The organism is Brevinematia bacterium, from assembly GCA_039630355.1.
Classification (GTDB): Bacteria; Spirochaetota; Brevinematia; order DTOW01; family DTOW01; genus SKYB106.
Map to the genome: position 1 here is coordinate 1 of JBCNVF010000031.1, position 14,873 is coordinate 14,873.

Sequence of the window (14,873 nt, forward strand, 5' to 3'; positions counted from 1 at the left end):
TGTGATTGCGAGAACAACTTCTGATATTTTCTTCCTGAGCTTGGATGGAAGGTCAAGTAGAAAGTTTTTGATAAAGTGATTTATAGTTTTTCTGCAATTCATACATACCTCCTTTTGCCTTTATTTTACGAGGCAAGAGGAGGTTATTTCACTTTAATTTTTACCAAACTCTGCTACAAACTTCAGGGTTAGTATCTTGAAAGAAAAAAAAACAAACATCCATAATTTCCTGTGGGGAAAGTCTTTTGTATGGAAACAGTTGGTAACTATTTGAGAAATCTGAGATTGAGTAAGAGTATATCCATAGAAGAGGTGGTAAGGAATACAAATATATCACGAAAGTATATTGAAGGTATAGAGAGAGAAGATTTTTCTGAGTTTCCGGGTGAGGTTTATATAAAAGGTTACATAAGGTCGTATGCGTCTTTTCTAGGAGGCGATCCTGAGTATGCGGTGAAACTTTATGAAAAGAAACAAATAGAGGAGAGAGAAGTACCATTGGAGATGCTTATAGGAAAAAGAAGATCTATACTTGACAGGGTAAATGTTAGAAAGGTTCTTATGGTATTGAGTATAGTAGGCATAGTGGTATTGTTGGTGTGGGTAGTTTTTTCCGCTTTGTTTTCAAGAGGCTATGAAGTTCTAGTTGATACTGCTAATGTAAGGACGATTCTCAAAAGTTTTTCGGTAGGCGAAGAGTTTTCACATAAGCTTGGTGATAGAGAAATAAATATAAAGCTTATTGAAGTTAGGAATAACGGTAATGACATAGTGCTTAGTATAAACAACACTATCTCCTCGTTTGTTCTTAAAAATAAGTCAATGATGGATTTTAACTTGGACGGTATTGTTGATCTAGAAATAAAGTATGAGTCTTTTATAGAGGGTAAACCAAAAATAAGGATGTCTTTCTATAAGTCTCAGGAGAAGAAGTCAAAGGAGGAAGTAGTATTTCTGGGGGAGACTAGTTTACCTTTGGAGTTTGAGATAGTTTCTCGTAGTTTGGTATGGGTTTCTGTATCTGCAGACAATATGGATGAAGAGCAAGTTTATTTGAAAAATGGGGAGGAGAAGAAGTTTGTAGTTAGATCTAAACTAATCCTGAAAACTTCAAACATAGAAAGTATATCTATAAAAGTTAATGGTAAGCAGATACAAGTGGAGGGTAAGGGACCTTCCTATGTAGTATTTGACCTAATTGAAGGTGTTAAAGGTGTAACTATAAAGATTGGGTATTTAGAGTAGAATGAGAGTTTCGGAAGTATTTGTATCAATTCAAGGTGAGGGAGATAGTGTAGGTAGAGTATGCCTTTTTATTAGAGTTCAGGGGTGTCCTCTTGATTGTATCTGGTGTGATACAAAGTATTCGGTTTCATTTAAAGGAGGTAAGGAGATTTCTAGACAGAAGTTATCCAGAGTGATAGGTAACTTTCTAAAAAAAACGCAGGGAACTGTTGTGTTTACTGGAGGAGAGCCATTATTTTACCAAAGGGAGATATCGGAACTTCTTGAAGAGGTAAAACTTGAGTCTGTTGAGTTTGAGACTTCTGGAATATACCTGCCGATGGAGAGTCTAAGAGACTATAAATTTAACGTTTCACCTAAGCTTTCTAGTGCCCAACTATCGGGTGGTTCAAAAGTTTATGAGAGGATATATTCCAATTTATCTTACTTTGCGCAAATTAATTCCATTTTCAAGTTCGTGGTTTCGGACAGTAACGAACTTGAGGAAGTTCTGAGTTTAGTTGAGAAATACGATTTACCGAAAAGTAGAGTATATATAATGCCTCAGGGTATGACAGAAAAAGAAATAGTGGAGAGAGCAAGGTTTATAATTCCTTTCTGTATAGAAAGTGGGTTAAATTTTTCACCAAGACTTCAAGTGCTACTGGGAATAAGGTAATCAGTTATAGGCTTGGAGACAAGCAGTGTAAGATGGTAACGAAAGCTTGAGCTTTAGTGGAGATCTAAAGTTTGGTAGTTATAAGATTACTGAAGATGGAATTCTATCATAGACCTGTTCTAGTAAAGGAAGTTTTGAAAAATCTTATTATGAATCCAAAGGGGAGTTATATTGACTGCACTTGTGGTGAGGGGGGACATTCTTACGAGATTGCGAAAATTCTTAGTAATAGAGGGGTACTTATATGTGTTGATAAGGATAGTGATGTTCTTGAGAAGGCTAAAGTTAGGCTAAGTGAGTTTAAAAACGTCTACTTCGTCAACGAAGGATTTGAGAATATTGACAAAATTTCTGTTGACAGTGGGATAGAAAAGTTTGATGGCATTTTGCTTGACCTAGGAGTTTCAATGTATCATTATGTTGAGAAGAGTAAGGGATTTAGTTTTGACTCTGAGTATCCTCTCACTATGACTTACGCTAGAGCAGATAGAGTTGAGTATACAGCTTATCGTGTTGTCAATGGGTTTTCAAGAAAAAAGCTTGCTGAAGTAATATTTAAGTATGGTGAGGAACCTCTTGCAGGTAGAATTGCTAACGCAATTGTTGAGTATAGGAAAAAAAAGAGAATAGAAACTCCTAAGGAACTGGCTGAAGTCATAAGTAAAGCTGTTGGAAAATACTACAAGTCTCGTATTCATCCAGCTACAAAAACTTTCATGGCTATAAGAATCTTTGTTAACAGAGAATACGAAGTGTTGGAAACCTTTATATCAAAGGTTAAGGATTTCGTTAGCTCTGGCGGGAGAGTTTGCTTTATAACTTTCCACTCTGGCGAGGATAGAATAGTTAAACTGAGAATGCGAGAGATGGTCAGAATGGGAGAGTTTAGAATGGTGAATGATAAACCGATAATTCCTACCAAAGAAGAGATAAGGCAAAACTATGCCTCTAGATCGGCAAAGCTGAGAGTATATGAGAAGGTGTAGAATATGGGTAGATATGTGTGTATAGGGCTGATTTTGCTAATCCTTTTTGGAGTTATGATGCTTTCTGTGGTACAAAGACAGTATTACAAATTTCTTTGTGAAGAAGAGAGGGAACTTGAGAAAAAGCTATCGGTTTTGACTGACATTCAGGGCAGACTTATATGCGAGATTGAGAAGTTGACAACGTTTGAGAGACTTTTAGGATCTGAGCCGTCTAGATATGAGGTGTCGTTCAACAAAGTTATAGTGATGAGTGAAGAAGTTTTGGGTAATTATGTTACTAATTCAACTAAATCTTTGAAGAGGCAGTGATGGCTGTTCAGTGTATTGCTTTTGGTAAGAAGAAAGTTATTCAGGGTTGGCTACTAAAATTAGGTTTTTTGTTTTGTGTTGGTGTAGTATGTTGCAGAAGAGGATACTTTTGGTCAATGGGCCTAACTTAAATATGCTCGGGATTAGAGAACCAGATAAGTATGGTAATGTAACTCTTGGAGATATAGTTGGGAGGTGTAGGGAAATAGGAGTGAAGTATGGGTATGAGATTCTTGACTTTCAATCTAATTCTGAGGGGGAGATTGTTAGCTTTATTCAGACTGAGGGACTTAGAGCCAGGGGAATGATCATAAATGCTGGTGCGTATACTCATACTTCAATAGCTATAAGAGATGCTATACTCTCAGTGAAGATACCTTTCGTTGAAGTGCATATATCAAATATATTTGCGAGGGAAGCTTTTAGGCATCATTCCTATCTTTCTGATATAGCGATAGGGGTGATAAGTGGATTTGGGGAAAACGGTTATTATTTTGCTTTGTTGCATCTTTTGGGCTACTTAGGTGAAAAAGTGGAGGTAGTGGAGTAGTGTTATTTCGGAGAGGGAGGGATTTGAACCCTCGGTAGGGGGATTACCCCTACACGGCATTTCCAGTGCCGCTCCTTAGACCGCTCGGACACCTCTCCTTTTGGTTTAAGGCTATCTGTCAGTGAATGGTAACAAAGCCATTATTCTTGCGATCTTTATTTCTCTGGTTATCTTCTTCTGCACTTTCTTGCATATTCTTGTTATCTTTGGCGATCTTATTTTGCCAGTCATTGTGAGAAACTGTGACAATATTTCAACGTCTTTATAGGTTACATTCAAGAGTTTCTCAGGACAGGTCCTTCTTTTCTTTTTAATTGCAACTCCTTTCTGTGGTTCTTGAGGAGCCTCTTGAGAAGTCTCTTGTATTTTATCCTCTTCCTGATTCTGAGTTTTTTCTGTTATGTTAGGTGAAGTTTCGGCTTCTCCCATAATTAACCTCCTTTAAAGCTCAAAGTCTTTTTTTGTATCTATGCCTTTTATGTTTTCCGAATCATCAAGATCAGAGTAATCTGGATTTTCATCAATTTCATCCGGGAATTCCTCAGACTCATCAGGAATTTCTGCATCCTCAAATGCTTCTCCTTCGTTCTCAATTCCCACACTTTCCAAATACTCCTTATAGTCTTCTTCCTTTTTTTCTAGTTCACTTACGGGTGTTTCCCCTGGGCTCTCTGAAGCTGAAGGTACACCTTCTTTCAACTTAGGTGATAGAAGAAGAACGTTTTCTGCGATTATTCTTACGCTATCTCTTAGAACCTTATTACCATTCTGATCTCTACTTTCCCACCTAGACTGGACTAACCTTCCCTCAATGAGTATCCTGTCTCCTCTTCTGGTAAATTTTCCTACAATCTCTCCTATTCTTTCCCAACACGTTGCATCAAAAAAGTAAGTTTTCCTTATGTCCTTGTAAGAATCATCTACTGCTATTCTTACCCTTACCGCAATCTTACCTTGTGCGGTTGTGATAACTTCGGGGTCTCTTACTAGATTACCTACAATTATTACTTTATTGAAACTTCTTGGCATATTATTTACCCTTCTGAGGTTTTACCTTTAGTATTATGTGCCTGATAATGTTTTCGTTTATCTTTACTAATCTATCAAGGTTCTCAACAGTTGAATTAGTCCCTTCAAAAACCACGAATTTGTATATCCCTTCCAAATACTTTTTCCTGTTCTTTCTTATTGGGTAGGCTAGGGGTCTTTTACCTAATTCCGATTCACTTATCACTTTACCACCATATTGTGATATTATTTCCTTAACCTTCTCCATAGTATGGGGCACGATTTGTTCATTTGGTTCTATTATAAGTCCAATCTCGTAAGTTCTTTTCTGGCTAGATTTGGACTTTAGTAGCTCTTCTCTTATTTGAGATACGTTCATAGGGTTTTTCTGAGGCTTTTAGGAAAAACCTCAAACCGAGAACTTTTTTGCCCCCTCGGTCATGGGACATTTTGCAAATTATTTTATACGTATTCACTCTCAGATCGCAAATCTGATACACTCTTCAATAAATTCCAATTTCGGTTGGTAACTAGACAAGATTCTAGGCTTTTTACCTACCCCTTTAGTTCTAGATAGCACTCGTTTAATCACAAAGCTTTACCTTATACCAGATCTACTAAGAGGTAATGTTTACTTAGTTCCTTAAAAATTGCAAGAAAAGTAAAGATTAGACTTTATTGCAAAGATTTACTTGCTAAGAAAGCGGAATAGTAGTGGTTCTTTGTCTAGAAAGTTCTTCTTTGACTTTTTGTTCAATATCTTTCTCCAGTTTTCTAAGGAAGATTTTACAAAGGTAGAAGGTCTTAGGGCTTCTATGTTTTCTTCGGTTATACTCTCTCCTTTGGCAATTCCTCCTCTTACTACAAAGCTTCTCATTGACATAGTTTTTACGAATTTTGGTGGTAAGTTTCTCCTTCGTTGAGACAGGGACTTTTCCACTTCTCTTAGCATTTCAACCATCATTTTAAACTTCTCGGGTGAGATTGAAACCGCATTGTCATAGGAATCGTCATTTTCGTCAAGTGTGAGGTGTTTTTCTATAACTTTAGCTCCGAGGCTAGCCATAGCCAAAGGGATGGATAAGGTTTTGGTGTGATCTGAAAATCCAGCAAATCTTTTTCTGGAAGTAACTTCAAATTCCTTTCTAAAAAGCTCAAACTCTCTGAGTGAGATATCTTCAGGTAGTGAAGGATACCTTGAAACACAGAACATAACAACCAGAGGATTGTTTTTAAGCAATCTTATGTATTTTTTGATCTCGTTTATCTTACTGAATCCTGAGGAGATGATGACAACTTTGCCAGTTTCTGCTATTCTTCTGAGAAGGGGAACGTAATTTATATCGGAGCTTGCTACTTTATACATCTGGACATTTAACTGCTCTAAAAATTCAAAACTTTCCAGATCAAGAGGTGTTGCGAAGGGTAGTATTCCTAGTTCTTCTGAGTAGTTGAAAGCTTCTCTGTATTTATCGTAAGGTATGAATGATTTTCTAAAGATATCTAGAGGAAGTTTGGTTGAAATATCTTTAGGTAGATAATTTTCAGGAATGTAGAACAGATCCTTGGAAAATATTTGAAACTTTACAGCATCTGCTCCACTAAGTTTTGCACTCTCTATCAGTTTGATCAGTTTGTCAGGATTGCCATTGTGGTTTATTCCAATTTCTGCAACTATGAAAACCCTATTTGGTGAGAAAAGCTTATCTATTAGTGCCATAGGTGAATTGTTAATAAGTTATGCTTGTTCTATCAATTACTAATAGTTTATCTCAACCAGACTACTGATGCCGTCGTTGGTAATGGTTGATATTATCCTTATCTTGTCACTTTGGACTATGAGGGGAAGAATGTTCCTTATAAAGGGATGTGTTTCTGAGATTGAAATCTTAACTGTATTGTTGAGGGTAGGTTGTGATCTGATTAATACCATTAGGGAACCACTGTTTTCTTCTCCTTCCATTTCCTTGATATTATTCGCTAGATTTCTGATGAACCCGATCATAGTATCTCTGTCGGATGATACTATAAATCTGTTGAATATAGTTCCGAAGTATATACTGTAGTTTTCCTTGATGGGTAACCTATAAAAGGACTTGTCAAAGACAGTAAACTTGAATACATCTCTTTTTTTAGCAATTTCTCTCGTCATCTTATCTATCACTCTTATGAAACTGTTCTGTTCAATTACTGGAGAAACAAACATGATCTTATTGTTTAGAGGGTTGTTATATCCATAGATGAAGAAGGTTGAGGGACCAACTAAGTTGGTGATAATCTGTGTCAGATCTATCTCAAATTCTTTTTCAAAATTCGTCAAAATCTTGTATATTCCTAGATCAACGGTATTTTCTATACTTACAATGTTTGTTATGAGATCTTGAGGAGAGAATTTTAGGTCAACTATTAGTGAGACATTGTCTTTTTGGAAGGTGTAGGGAATATTTTCTAGTTTGGAGGAGTGTTTTACTTTGTTTATCACAACAGGGTGCTGGAATAGAGATAAGGAGATTTTATTTGAACTTATGTCATTAACTTTTGCGAGGAATTGGAAGGAGGAGAACTTTATTGGAATTTTGAAGGGAACGAGCGAGTCTAGAAAGGAGTTGTTTATGTAAAGATTATACTGAGTTTTTATGGATGAGGTAAGTTTAGAACTTTCAAATTCCTTTCCTGTGGCTATTATGTAGTCTTTAGCAAATGTGAAGCTGGAGAAGTTGAGTTTGTAGAGAGTATTTTGTAAAAGTGTTATTCTCTCATCAAAATTGGTTGTAACAACGGGGAGAATGATGAAGGGTTGACCTTTAGCGTTAAAGCCAAATCCAAACTCTCTGTTTGTAGAAAGGCCAAACTCTTGAAGGTTACTGTTTTCTAGAATATCTAGGCGGAGATTCTCTTCAAAGAAGGATCTTAAGCTGTTCATTGTTTGGTCATAGGATTTGGGAAACATTATCTTCACTAAGTTGGAGACGTAGTTTTGAAACTGGGAAAAGCTTGAGAATTTGATAAAAAGGGAAGGTTCAGTCGGCAATAAGTTTTCAATCTGAGCAAAACCTACTGCACTAACAAAAAGTAAAAGTTTGACTACTGGAAAGATCTTTCTGAAGTATTTCATAGAAGAAATCATACCGAAGCTAGGTGAGCACTTTCAATATTCTGCATCTGAAGCCAATAAATCCAATTTCCGTTTGGTGGGTAAGTAGAATTCTAGATTTTTTGCTTACCCATCCTTCTAGTTCTAATAGTGTTTGTTGGTCATGGATCTTCACTTTAGATATCAAAAGAGTTTTTACTCAGTTCTGATGGGAGCTGTGGAAGGAATAGGGAGAGATTATGCCTAATTGCAAATTCTAGACTTTATTGATTCCGAAAGTTTAGTAATTGTTACTAAGCCAGTTGTTATGTTAAAATTACATGAAAATTGAAAATATGTTTTTCGTTTACAGAGATTTGGTTTTTAGGTTGAGAGTTTTTCAAAGGAAAAAGCGGGGTTTATCTAGAATTAAGAAGATGAGAAAGTTATTGCAGTTGCTGGGTTTACGCTTTGTCCGAGTTTTATTCTTTTCATTACTTTGCTTGCTACTGTCTGGGATGGGTGCTAGAGTTTCCTTAGAGAGTAGTGGTACAGCTAGTATGGATGTTTTTGATTTTCAGAGGGTTCTTAGTTATTACAACAAGATGGATTTTAGAAGTGTAGTATCAAACTACTATTTAGCCAAAGACAAGAGTTTGCTTCAAAAGCTTGATGATAAATTCTACTTTGTGTTTGCAAATTCGCTATACAAGACTTCTAATTTCTACGAGCTTATAGGTTTCTCTAATCTCTCAATAAGTGATTCTTTTTTATCAAATAATATTCTACTTCTAGTAGGTTTTGGTCTGTCAGAGCTTAGAAACTTTAGTAATTCAACATCAATTATTCTTTCTTGTATCTCAAACGAATACTTGAAGTATTACTCGGATTTGGTGGAGTATTATAGGTTTAGAAACAGTATTTTCATGGGCAACGAATATGTTCCTCAAGCTGATATTGCTAGGTTTCTAAAGCAGGAGGATGTGGACAAGATAACGGAGATTTTACATTCACTTAGTGATGATTTTGCGGTAGTAGTATCTAGGTTACTTCAGCATGTGGTAAAGAGACTGAATTTAAAATCTCTGGTTAAGAGTCTTGTTGGGAAGAAATATAAAGCACAGTCTTCTGCTGTTTTAGTTGCTAGGAGTTTGTTGAAAGGTGGATTTACAGTAGAAGGTAGTGATCTTATGCTTACTCTCTCACTGCCACCTTCTGTTAGTAAGTATTACAGATCACTTTTATTACTTGAGAAAGGACAATATGTTGATGCAGGTAAAGTTGTAGCAGGAGTTTTAAGTAGTTTTAAGGAAAATAGGAAAGATTTTGCGCACTATGGTATTTCTTTTGATGATGTTCTAGTCTTGAGCTTGAGGGTGCACAGTAGAAATTCAAGAGATTTTGATAACGGTGCTAGGAAATATCTAGAAGTTGGAGGTGTGAAGTTTCTGGAGTATGTTCTTAGAAATTATAAGTTACTTTCAAGAGAAACTCATCTTAAGTTCGTAATGAATTATTTCTCAAAAGTTGATCTAAGCTATACAACTAAGTTTTTCTCTTCTGCGTTTATATCTTATAACCTACATGAAGGCAACAAAGATATTGTGAAGGAGTTTTGTAAGTTTATGCTGAGAAGAACGAAGAATTCTGCTTGGGAGAAGGAGTTTCTATTGCTTACTTTTCTGTTGACTGAGGAAAATGATGAAAAACTAAGGATTGCAAGAGAGATAATAACGAAGTATCCGTTTACCTATGAATATCTTGCTATTCTGAACTATTCCAAGAAGGTAACCAACAGTTTTCTAGAGACTATACTTTCTAAGCTTTCTGAGGAATATCAGGAGATTTATAAAAGATATACTTCAAATACTAACATTGGGGATTTGAATTCGCTTGTGGGAATGAAGGTTTTTGCAAACCATTTTGGTGTAAAACTGAGTCCAGATGTTGATGTCTGGAGGGAAGTGGAGCGGTTTAGGAAAGAATTGGTATCTAAACTTGTAACTGAGACGAATACTGATGATGTTGAAGCTACAACAAATCACATAAGTTCTGGAAATAAAAGAGTGCAACTTCCAAACTATGTTTCTGTTCTTTTTGAGAAGGGTCTTATTCTAGATGCGCAGTTAGAAGTTAGAAAGTTTTTCCCTAAACCTGATTTGAAATATCTTAGTCTATTTGAAAGGTATGGTTTGATTGACTATATTTGTCGTGCTTATGAGAGAATGGGATTTTATAGGGATAATGTCTATAACCGTAAAGCTGTGGTTGCATTAGCATTTATTAGGGAGTTGTATCCTACACCTTTTTACGACAAAGTTGGTGAGTTATCGTCTAAATATGGTGTTGATAAAAGTTTCGTTTATGCAATTATGAGGCAGGAGAGTAGATTTTCTCCGCATGTTCTATCAACTGCTAATGCTATGGGGCTTATGCAACTTATACTTCCAACTGCTGAAGCTGTTGCTAGAAGGTTTCTAAAGATGGAAGCTCCACTTTCTCCTATAGATGTGTACGCAATTGACAATAACCTTGAGCTTGGTATTGCTCATATTTATGAGCTCTATCAGGTGTTTGGCAAATATTCAGAAGGGTTTAGGGATATTCTTGTTATTTCCTCCTACAATGGAGGAATAACAGCTGTAAGGAAATGGTATGATTCACTGAAAGTTGAAGATGAAAGTATCTTTGTTGAAGGAATTAGATTTCATGAGACTAGAGAGTATACTAAGATAGTGCTAGAAAACTATTTCATTTACAAGAATTTTGTTTTGACAAGGACTAGGAGCTGATTCAATTGGATGAGTAAGCAGTATTCTAAACTTTTCGTTTACTTACTCTTTTGTTTATGGATAATATTTGCTAGTTGCAAGACTTTGCTTCAACCAAGCCTTTTAGTTGCTAGGAGAAATATTTACCCAGTCCCGACAGGGACTGCGAGAGAAAAAAGAAGGAAACCTAATTGTGAATTTAAGCTTCATTGAGTAGCTTAAGAATTATTTTGAAAGTAAATTTTAGGAATGGATAAAATTAGTTTCCAAGATTGAGAAGAATGGATATGAAGATTTCAGTGATAATTCCTGTTTATAGAGAACCAAGGTTATTAGGCGATATAGTTGAGAAAGTTTTGTCCTATGATTGGGAAGAGAAAGAAGTTTTAGTAGTTGTTGATGGCACACCTACTGAGGAAATTAATAAAGTTTTGGAGCGATTTGTAGGTTTGGAGGAGATTAAGGTAATATACAACTATGCTAGACTAGGTAAGGTTGAGTCTCTTAACAGAGCAGTTGATCTTTGTGAGGGGGAAGAAATACTGTTTCTAGATAATGATGTTGAGTTACCTTCTGACAAAGACTTTCTTAAAAAACTTTCGGAGAGCTTAGGAAAAGGTGACATAGTAGAAATGTCTAAAGAGGGTAGGTATACGAACTTTTTCTCAAAAATAGTGTCCTATGACTATCTAGGTGGAGCGATAGCGAGCTTGATATCTTCAAAGGTGTTTGGAAAGAACTTGTTCTTGTGTGGTTCTGCATTTGCTATAAGGAAGAAGACTTTTTTGGAACTTGGTAAGTTTCCTAAGGTGATAAATGAAGATTGGGGGTTGATCTTGAAGACTTTTGGAACTAATAGTAAGTTTTTATATCTTACTGACTTGAAGGTGAAAACAGAAGTTCCGCAGACTCTGGGGGAGTGGATAAACCAGAGAAAGCGTTGGTCAATAGGAATGAGGTTATGGTGGATAGAAGTTTTCAAGAAAATTTATCTATACTTTAGGAGTTTTCCTATCCTGTTCATAGTAGGGGCTATCTTTGGTATTCCTCTATTGGTTTCGGTTATAACTTCTGTTTTTATACCAAACAGTGAGATGCTTTCTGTGCTTCTGAGTTTGGTAGTGTTGGTAGGACAATATTTATCCCCGGCTTTTAGTGTGTCTTTGGTAGGACATTTGGTGACTTACATTTTGTTAGCTCTGAAGGGAGTGGTGTCACTGCTGGTGAGCGTTTTTCTTAATACTCTGCTCTTTTTTGTATTTTCTAAAATACTTAAGTTTAGGTTTAAGGTCTTTGAATTCGTGGTGTATTCAACTTTATATGTTCCGTTTCTTGTAAGTTTTTATATAGTTTATGGTTGGTTAGTCTCTTTGTTTGATAGAAGTAATATCGACTGGGTTATTTTTGCTGAAGCAGAGTAATGGTTTTATTTCACTTTAATACCAAGCTTCTTAGGTGCTTGTTGAGAATATTCACTCAGTTCAGGCAGAGACTGCAAGAAAAGAAGGAGCTAAGCTTGATTGTGAATTTTAGACTTATTGTTTCTAAGTAGTGCTTCTTTGTTGCAAGGTTTCACTTCATACCGAGTTTCTTGGAGCTTACTATAAATTTTGGACTTTATTATTGATAATTAATTATAGTTTCGTGGAAAGGGGAAGGTGTTTATATCTAAAATTTGGTTCTATGGAGAAGGGATGGTTTGGAGAGTTTGGTGGGAGGTATATACCAGAAGTTCTCTATCCTGTTGTGCAGGAGCTTGAGGAAGCTTACTATAGGATAGGTAGAAGTAGGGAATTTAGGGAGGAGCTTGACTATCTTCTTAAGAATTATGCTGGGAGGCCTACGCCTTTATACTTTGCAAAGAATCTTACCCAGTATGCTGGTGGTGCGAAAATTTACCTTAAGAGGGAGGATTTGCTTCATACGGGAGCTCATAAGATAAACAATGCCTTAGGGCAGGTACTTCTTGCTAGAAAGATGGGTAAGAGGAGGATAATAGCGGAAACTGGAGCTGGACAGCACGGTGTTGCTACTGCTACTGCTTGTGCTTTGCTTGGGATGGAGTGTGTAATATATATGGGTAGAGTGGATGTTGAGAGGCAGAAACCGAATGTTTTTCGTATGAAGCTTTTAGGAGCAAAGGTTGTGCCTGTTGAGAAGGGTAGTCAGACTCTTAAAGATGCGATAAATGAAGCTTTAAGAGATTGGACAGAGAATGTGAAAGATACTCTGTATGTGATAGGTTCTGTTGTTGGTCCTCACCCATACCCGACTATGGTGAGAGATTTTCAGTCTGTTATTGGAAAGGAGACTCTCAAGCAGATACTGGAGGTAGAGGGGAGGTTACCAAGTAAGGTGATAGCGTGTGTGGGGGGTGGAAGTAATGCTATTGGCATATTCTATCCGTTTATTAAGTATAGGGAGGTGGAGCTTATAGGTGTTGAGGGTGGAGGCAGGGGAGATAGGCTTGGAGAACATGCCTCTACTCTTTCTTTTGGTAAAGTTGGAGTATTGCATGGTGCGAAGTCTTATCTTCTTTATGATGAAAACGGACAGGTTGTGGAAACACATTCTATCTCTGCTGGGCTTGATTACCCTGGGGTTGGGCCAGAACACTCATACCTAAAATCTATAGGTAGAGCTAGGTATACTTATGTAAGGGATGGTGAAGCTCTTGAGGGAGTAAGGATTCTTTCTAGGTATGAGGGAATTATTCCTGCTCTAGAGTCGGCGCATGCTGTATATTATGCTATAGGTGAAGCAGGTAGGATGAAGAAAGACGAAATAGTGATTGTTAATTTATCTGGAAGAGGTGACAAGGATCTTGGAATAATAATGGAGAGTATAAGTTTCTAAATACCTTTTGCTTATTTGTAGTAATTTAGTCTATATTTGCCAAGTGTTAGTTTACCTACTTGAATGGATTTCGTTGGGCAATTGTGCAAGCATCTGAGACAGAATATACAATTCCCCCCGAATTTCACTTTTGACTCGGAGAAGTAAATATTCTTTAGGGGACAGATGTTTACACATTTCGCGCAACTAGTGCAATTTTCGTCAACCCAGAAATACTTCCAAAGGTGCTTTTTACCTAGGTTATACAGAAATTGTATCATAGGGTAAATGACGATATCGTATAGCCTGAAAGGTAGCCTAATTTTACCAGCAGATCTGTTTGGATCCTTTTGGTATTCTATTAGTTCAGCTTCAATTTTCTTTGCAAATTTTTTCGCTTTTTCTATGCTCTTAAGGCGTTTTTTCTCAAGAATTTTAAGGAGAGAGGAATCTTCTTTCACAAAGAAGACTATAAGTGAGTCTATTGTGAAAAGTTCGGAGAAACCGAGAAGTTTGTAGCCTTTTAAAGCAAGGATCTTATGTATCTTTCTTAGAGCATTCCCAGGACCTCCTCCATGAGTGCAGATTAGATATACTCCTTTACCGTCAACCTTTGGAAGTGAGGATATGTAGTCTTTGAATATCTTAGGAGCGTCAAGAGCGTAGACAGGAAACATGGCTAGAAGAACGTTGTGATCTGGTAATTCTTTTGACATTGCTTCTTCAACGGGAAGTTTAGAGATTTCTGCAAAGGATTTTATTTCTTCGCTTATTATGTCACAAAAGTATTTGGTACTTCCTGCACCACTGAAATAGAGAATCAGTATTTTCACAGAACATATGTTAATGATGAGTGTTTTTGCTTTCAATGTCTGGACTTTTGTTCAATAGAGCCCAATTTTCGCAATGTAGTTTTACCTCAAGCTTATGGTGTTTATGAAAGAACATTGATGGGTCTTGAGAGAGAACGAAATTTGGTTTTTCAAGAAACTTAGGGGGTTATCGGGAATTTTTCATCCGATTTTCTTGTTATGGATGTATCAGAGTGTAATAGTGATGTATGAAAGAGATAGTTGAATTTCAATTTTTGATGGGACTTGAAACTTTGCTAAGGAGGGAGTATTATTCTGTTAGAAGTGATAGTGGAGGATGGAATGAAAGTTGAGGTTTTGGGGTGAGTTATGAGGTTTGGAGGAGGTTTGAAATTTTTGATAGTAGCATTTCTTATGTTACTTTTACCACTTGGTAGTTGTTACTTATTTTTTCTACCTGGGGAGTATGAGGATATACTCTCGGTAGATAGGAGTATTGGTTCTAAGGGGACTGGTGGTAGTTTTATGAGGATTTATGTATCAACTAATGGTGATGATAGTAATGATGGTATAACGAAGAGTACACCAGTTAGGAGTATACAGACAGCTTTAAGTAAGGCGAG

Annotated in this window: 15 protein-coding genes and 1 tRNA gene; 9 read left to right on the forward strand and 7 right to left on the reverse strand. The window is 36.5% G+C overall.

What is annotated here, in order from left to right:
* Positions 1 to 249 precede the first annotated feature (249 nt).
* The 5 genes from ABDH28_02480 (at position 250) to aroQ (ending at position 3,751) form a co-directional block, all read left to right on the forward strand.
* Positions 250 to 1,245 carry a RodZ domain-containing protein gene (locus ABDH28_02480; GenBank protein ID MEN2997890.1) on the forward strand — a complete coding sequence of 332 codons (996 nt, stop codon included), beginning with the start codon at positions 250 to 252 and terminating at the stop codon, positions 1,243 to 1,245.
* 1 nt (position 1,246) lies between these two features.
* Positions 1,247 to 1,903, forward strand: coding sequence for a 7-carboxy-7-deazaguanine synthase QueE (locus ABDH28_02485; protein MEN2997891.1), 657 nt, complete (start codon positions 1,247 to 1,249; stop codon positions 1,901 to 1,903).
* A 71-nt stretch (positions 1,904 to 1,974) separates the two neighbouring features.
* Positions 1,975 to 2,889, forward strand: coding sequence for a 16S rRNA (cytosine(1402)-N(4))-methyltransferase RsmH (rsmH, locus tag ABDH28_02490; protein MEN2997892.1), 915 nt, complete (start codon positions 1,975 to 1,977; stop codon positions 2,887 to 2,889).
* A 3-nt stretch (positions 2,890 to 2,892) separates the two neighbouring features.
* Complete coding sequence (locus ABDH28_02495; GenBank protein ID MEN2997893.1) at positions 2,893 to 3,201, forward strand: hypothetical protein; 309 nt, start codon at positions 2,893 to 2,895, stop codon at positions 3,199 to 3,201.
* An 88-nt stretch (positions 3,202 to 3,289) separates the two neighbouring features.
* On the forward strand, positions 3,290 to 3,751 hold the full coding sequence (aroQ, locus tag ABDH28_02500; GenBank protein MEN2997894.1) for a type II 3-dehydroquinate dehydratase: 462 nt from the start codon (positions 3,290 to 3,292) through the stop codon (positions 3,749 to 3,751).
* 8 nt (positions 3,752 to 3,759) lie between these two features.
* Here the strand turns inward: aroQ and ABDH28_02505 are convergent.
* The 6 genes from ABDH28_02505 to ABDH28_02530 all read right to left on the reverse strand — a co-directional run bounded on the left by ABDH28_02505 (position 3,760) and on the right by ABDH28_02530 (position 7,874).
* Positions 3,760 to 3,849 (reverse strand) — tRNA-Ser (locus ABDH28_02505).
* A 13-nt stretch (positions 3,850 to 3,862) separates the two neighbouring features.
* Positions 3,863 to 4,180 carry a 30S ribosomal protein S18 gene (gene rpsR / locus ABDH28_02510; GenBank protein MEN2997895.1) on the reverse strand — a complete coding sequence of 106 codons (318 nt, stop codon included), beginning with the start codon at positions 4,178 to 4,180 and terminating at the stop codon, positions 3,863 to 3,865.
* A gap of 12 nt (positions 4,181 to 4,192) precedes the next feature.
* On the reverse strand, positions 4,193 to 4,780 hold the full coding sequence (gene ssb / locus ABDH28_02515) for a single-stranded DNA-binding protein (protein ID MEN2997896.1): 588 nt from the start codon (positions 4,778 to 4,780) through the stop codon (positions 4,193 to 4,195).
* Between the two features lies 1 nt (position 4,781).
* Positions 4,782 to 5,138, reverse strand: coding sequence for a 30S ribosomal protein S6 (gene rpsF, locus ABDH28_02520; GenBank protein ID MEN2997897.1), 357 nt, complete (start codon positions 5,136 to 5,138; stop codon positions 4,782 to 4,784).
* Positions 5,139 to 5,447: 309 nt separating this feature from the next.
* The gene (locus ABDH28_02525; protein MEN2997898.1) at positions 5,448 to 6,479 is read right to left on the reverse strand and encodes an N-acetylneuraminate synthase family protein; all 1,032 of its coding nucleotides are present in this window, start codon (positions 6,477 to 6,479) and stop codon (positions 5,448 to 5,450) included.
* 39 nt (positions 6,480 to 6,518) lie between these two features.
* On the reverse strand, positions 6,519 to 7,874 hold the full coding sequence (locus ABDH28_02530; GenBank protein ID MEN2997899.1) for a hypothetical protein: 1,356 nt from the start codon (positions 7,872 to 7,874) through the stop codon (positions 6,519 to 6,521).
* Between the two features lie 518 nt (positions 7,875 to 8,392).
* Here ABDH28_02530 and ABDH28_02535 point away from each other — a divergent pair.
* The 3 genes from ABDH28_02535 to trpB all read left to right on the forward strand — a co-directional run bounded on the left by ABDH28_02535 (position 8,393) and on the right by trpB (position 13,459).
* Entirely contained in the window at positions 8,393 to 10,624 is a 2,232-nt protein-coding gene (locus tag ABDH28_02535) for a lytic transglycosylase domain-containing protein (GenBank protein ID MEN2997900.1), read from the forward strand.
* 266 nt (positions 10,625 to 10,890) lie between these two features.
* On the forward strand, positions 10,891 to 12,024 hold the full coding sequence (locus ABDH28_02540; GenBank protein ID MEN2997901.1) for a glycosyltransferase family 2 protein: 1,134 nt from the start codon (positions 10,891 to 10,893) through the stop codon (positions 12,022 to 12,024).
* 262 nt (positions 12,025 to 12,286) lie between these two features.
* Positions 12,287 to 13,459 carry a tryptophan synthase subunit beta gene (gene trpB / locus ABDH28_02545; GenBank protein ID MEN2997902.1) on the forward strand — a complete coding sequence of 391 codons (1,173 nt, stop codon included), beginning with the start codon at positions 12,287 to 12,289 and terminating at the stop codon, positions 13,457 to 13,459.
* An 11-nt stretch (positions 13,460 to 13,470) separates the two neighbouring features.
* Here trpB and ABDH28_02550 read toward each other — a convergent pair whose 3' ends face one another.
* Entirely contained in the window at positions 13,471 to 14,271 is an 801-nt protein-coding gene (locus ABDH28_02550) for an EFR1 family ferrodoxin (protein ID MEN2997903.1), read from the reverse strand.
* Between the two features lie 348 nt (positions 14,272 to 14,619).
* Between ABDH28_02550 and ABDH28_02555 the strand changes: the two genes are divergently transcribed.
* The coding region (locus ABDH28_02555) for a hypothetical protein (protein MEN2997904.1) at positions 14,620 to 14,873 on the forward strand (254 nt) is incomplete at its 3' end.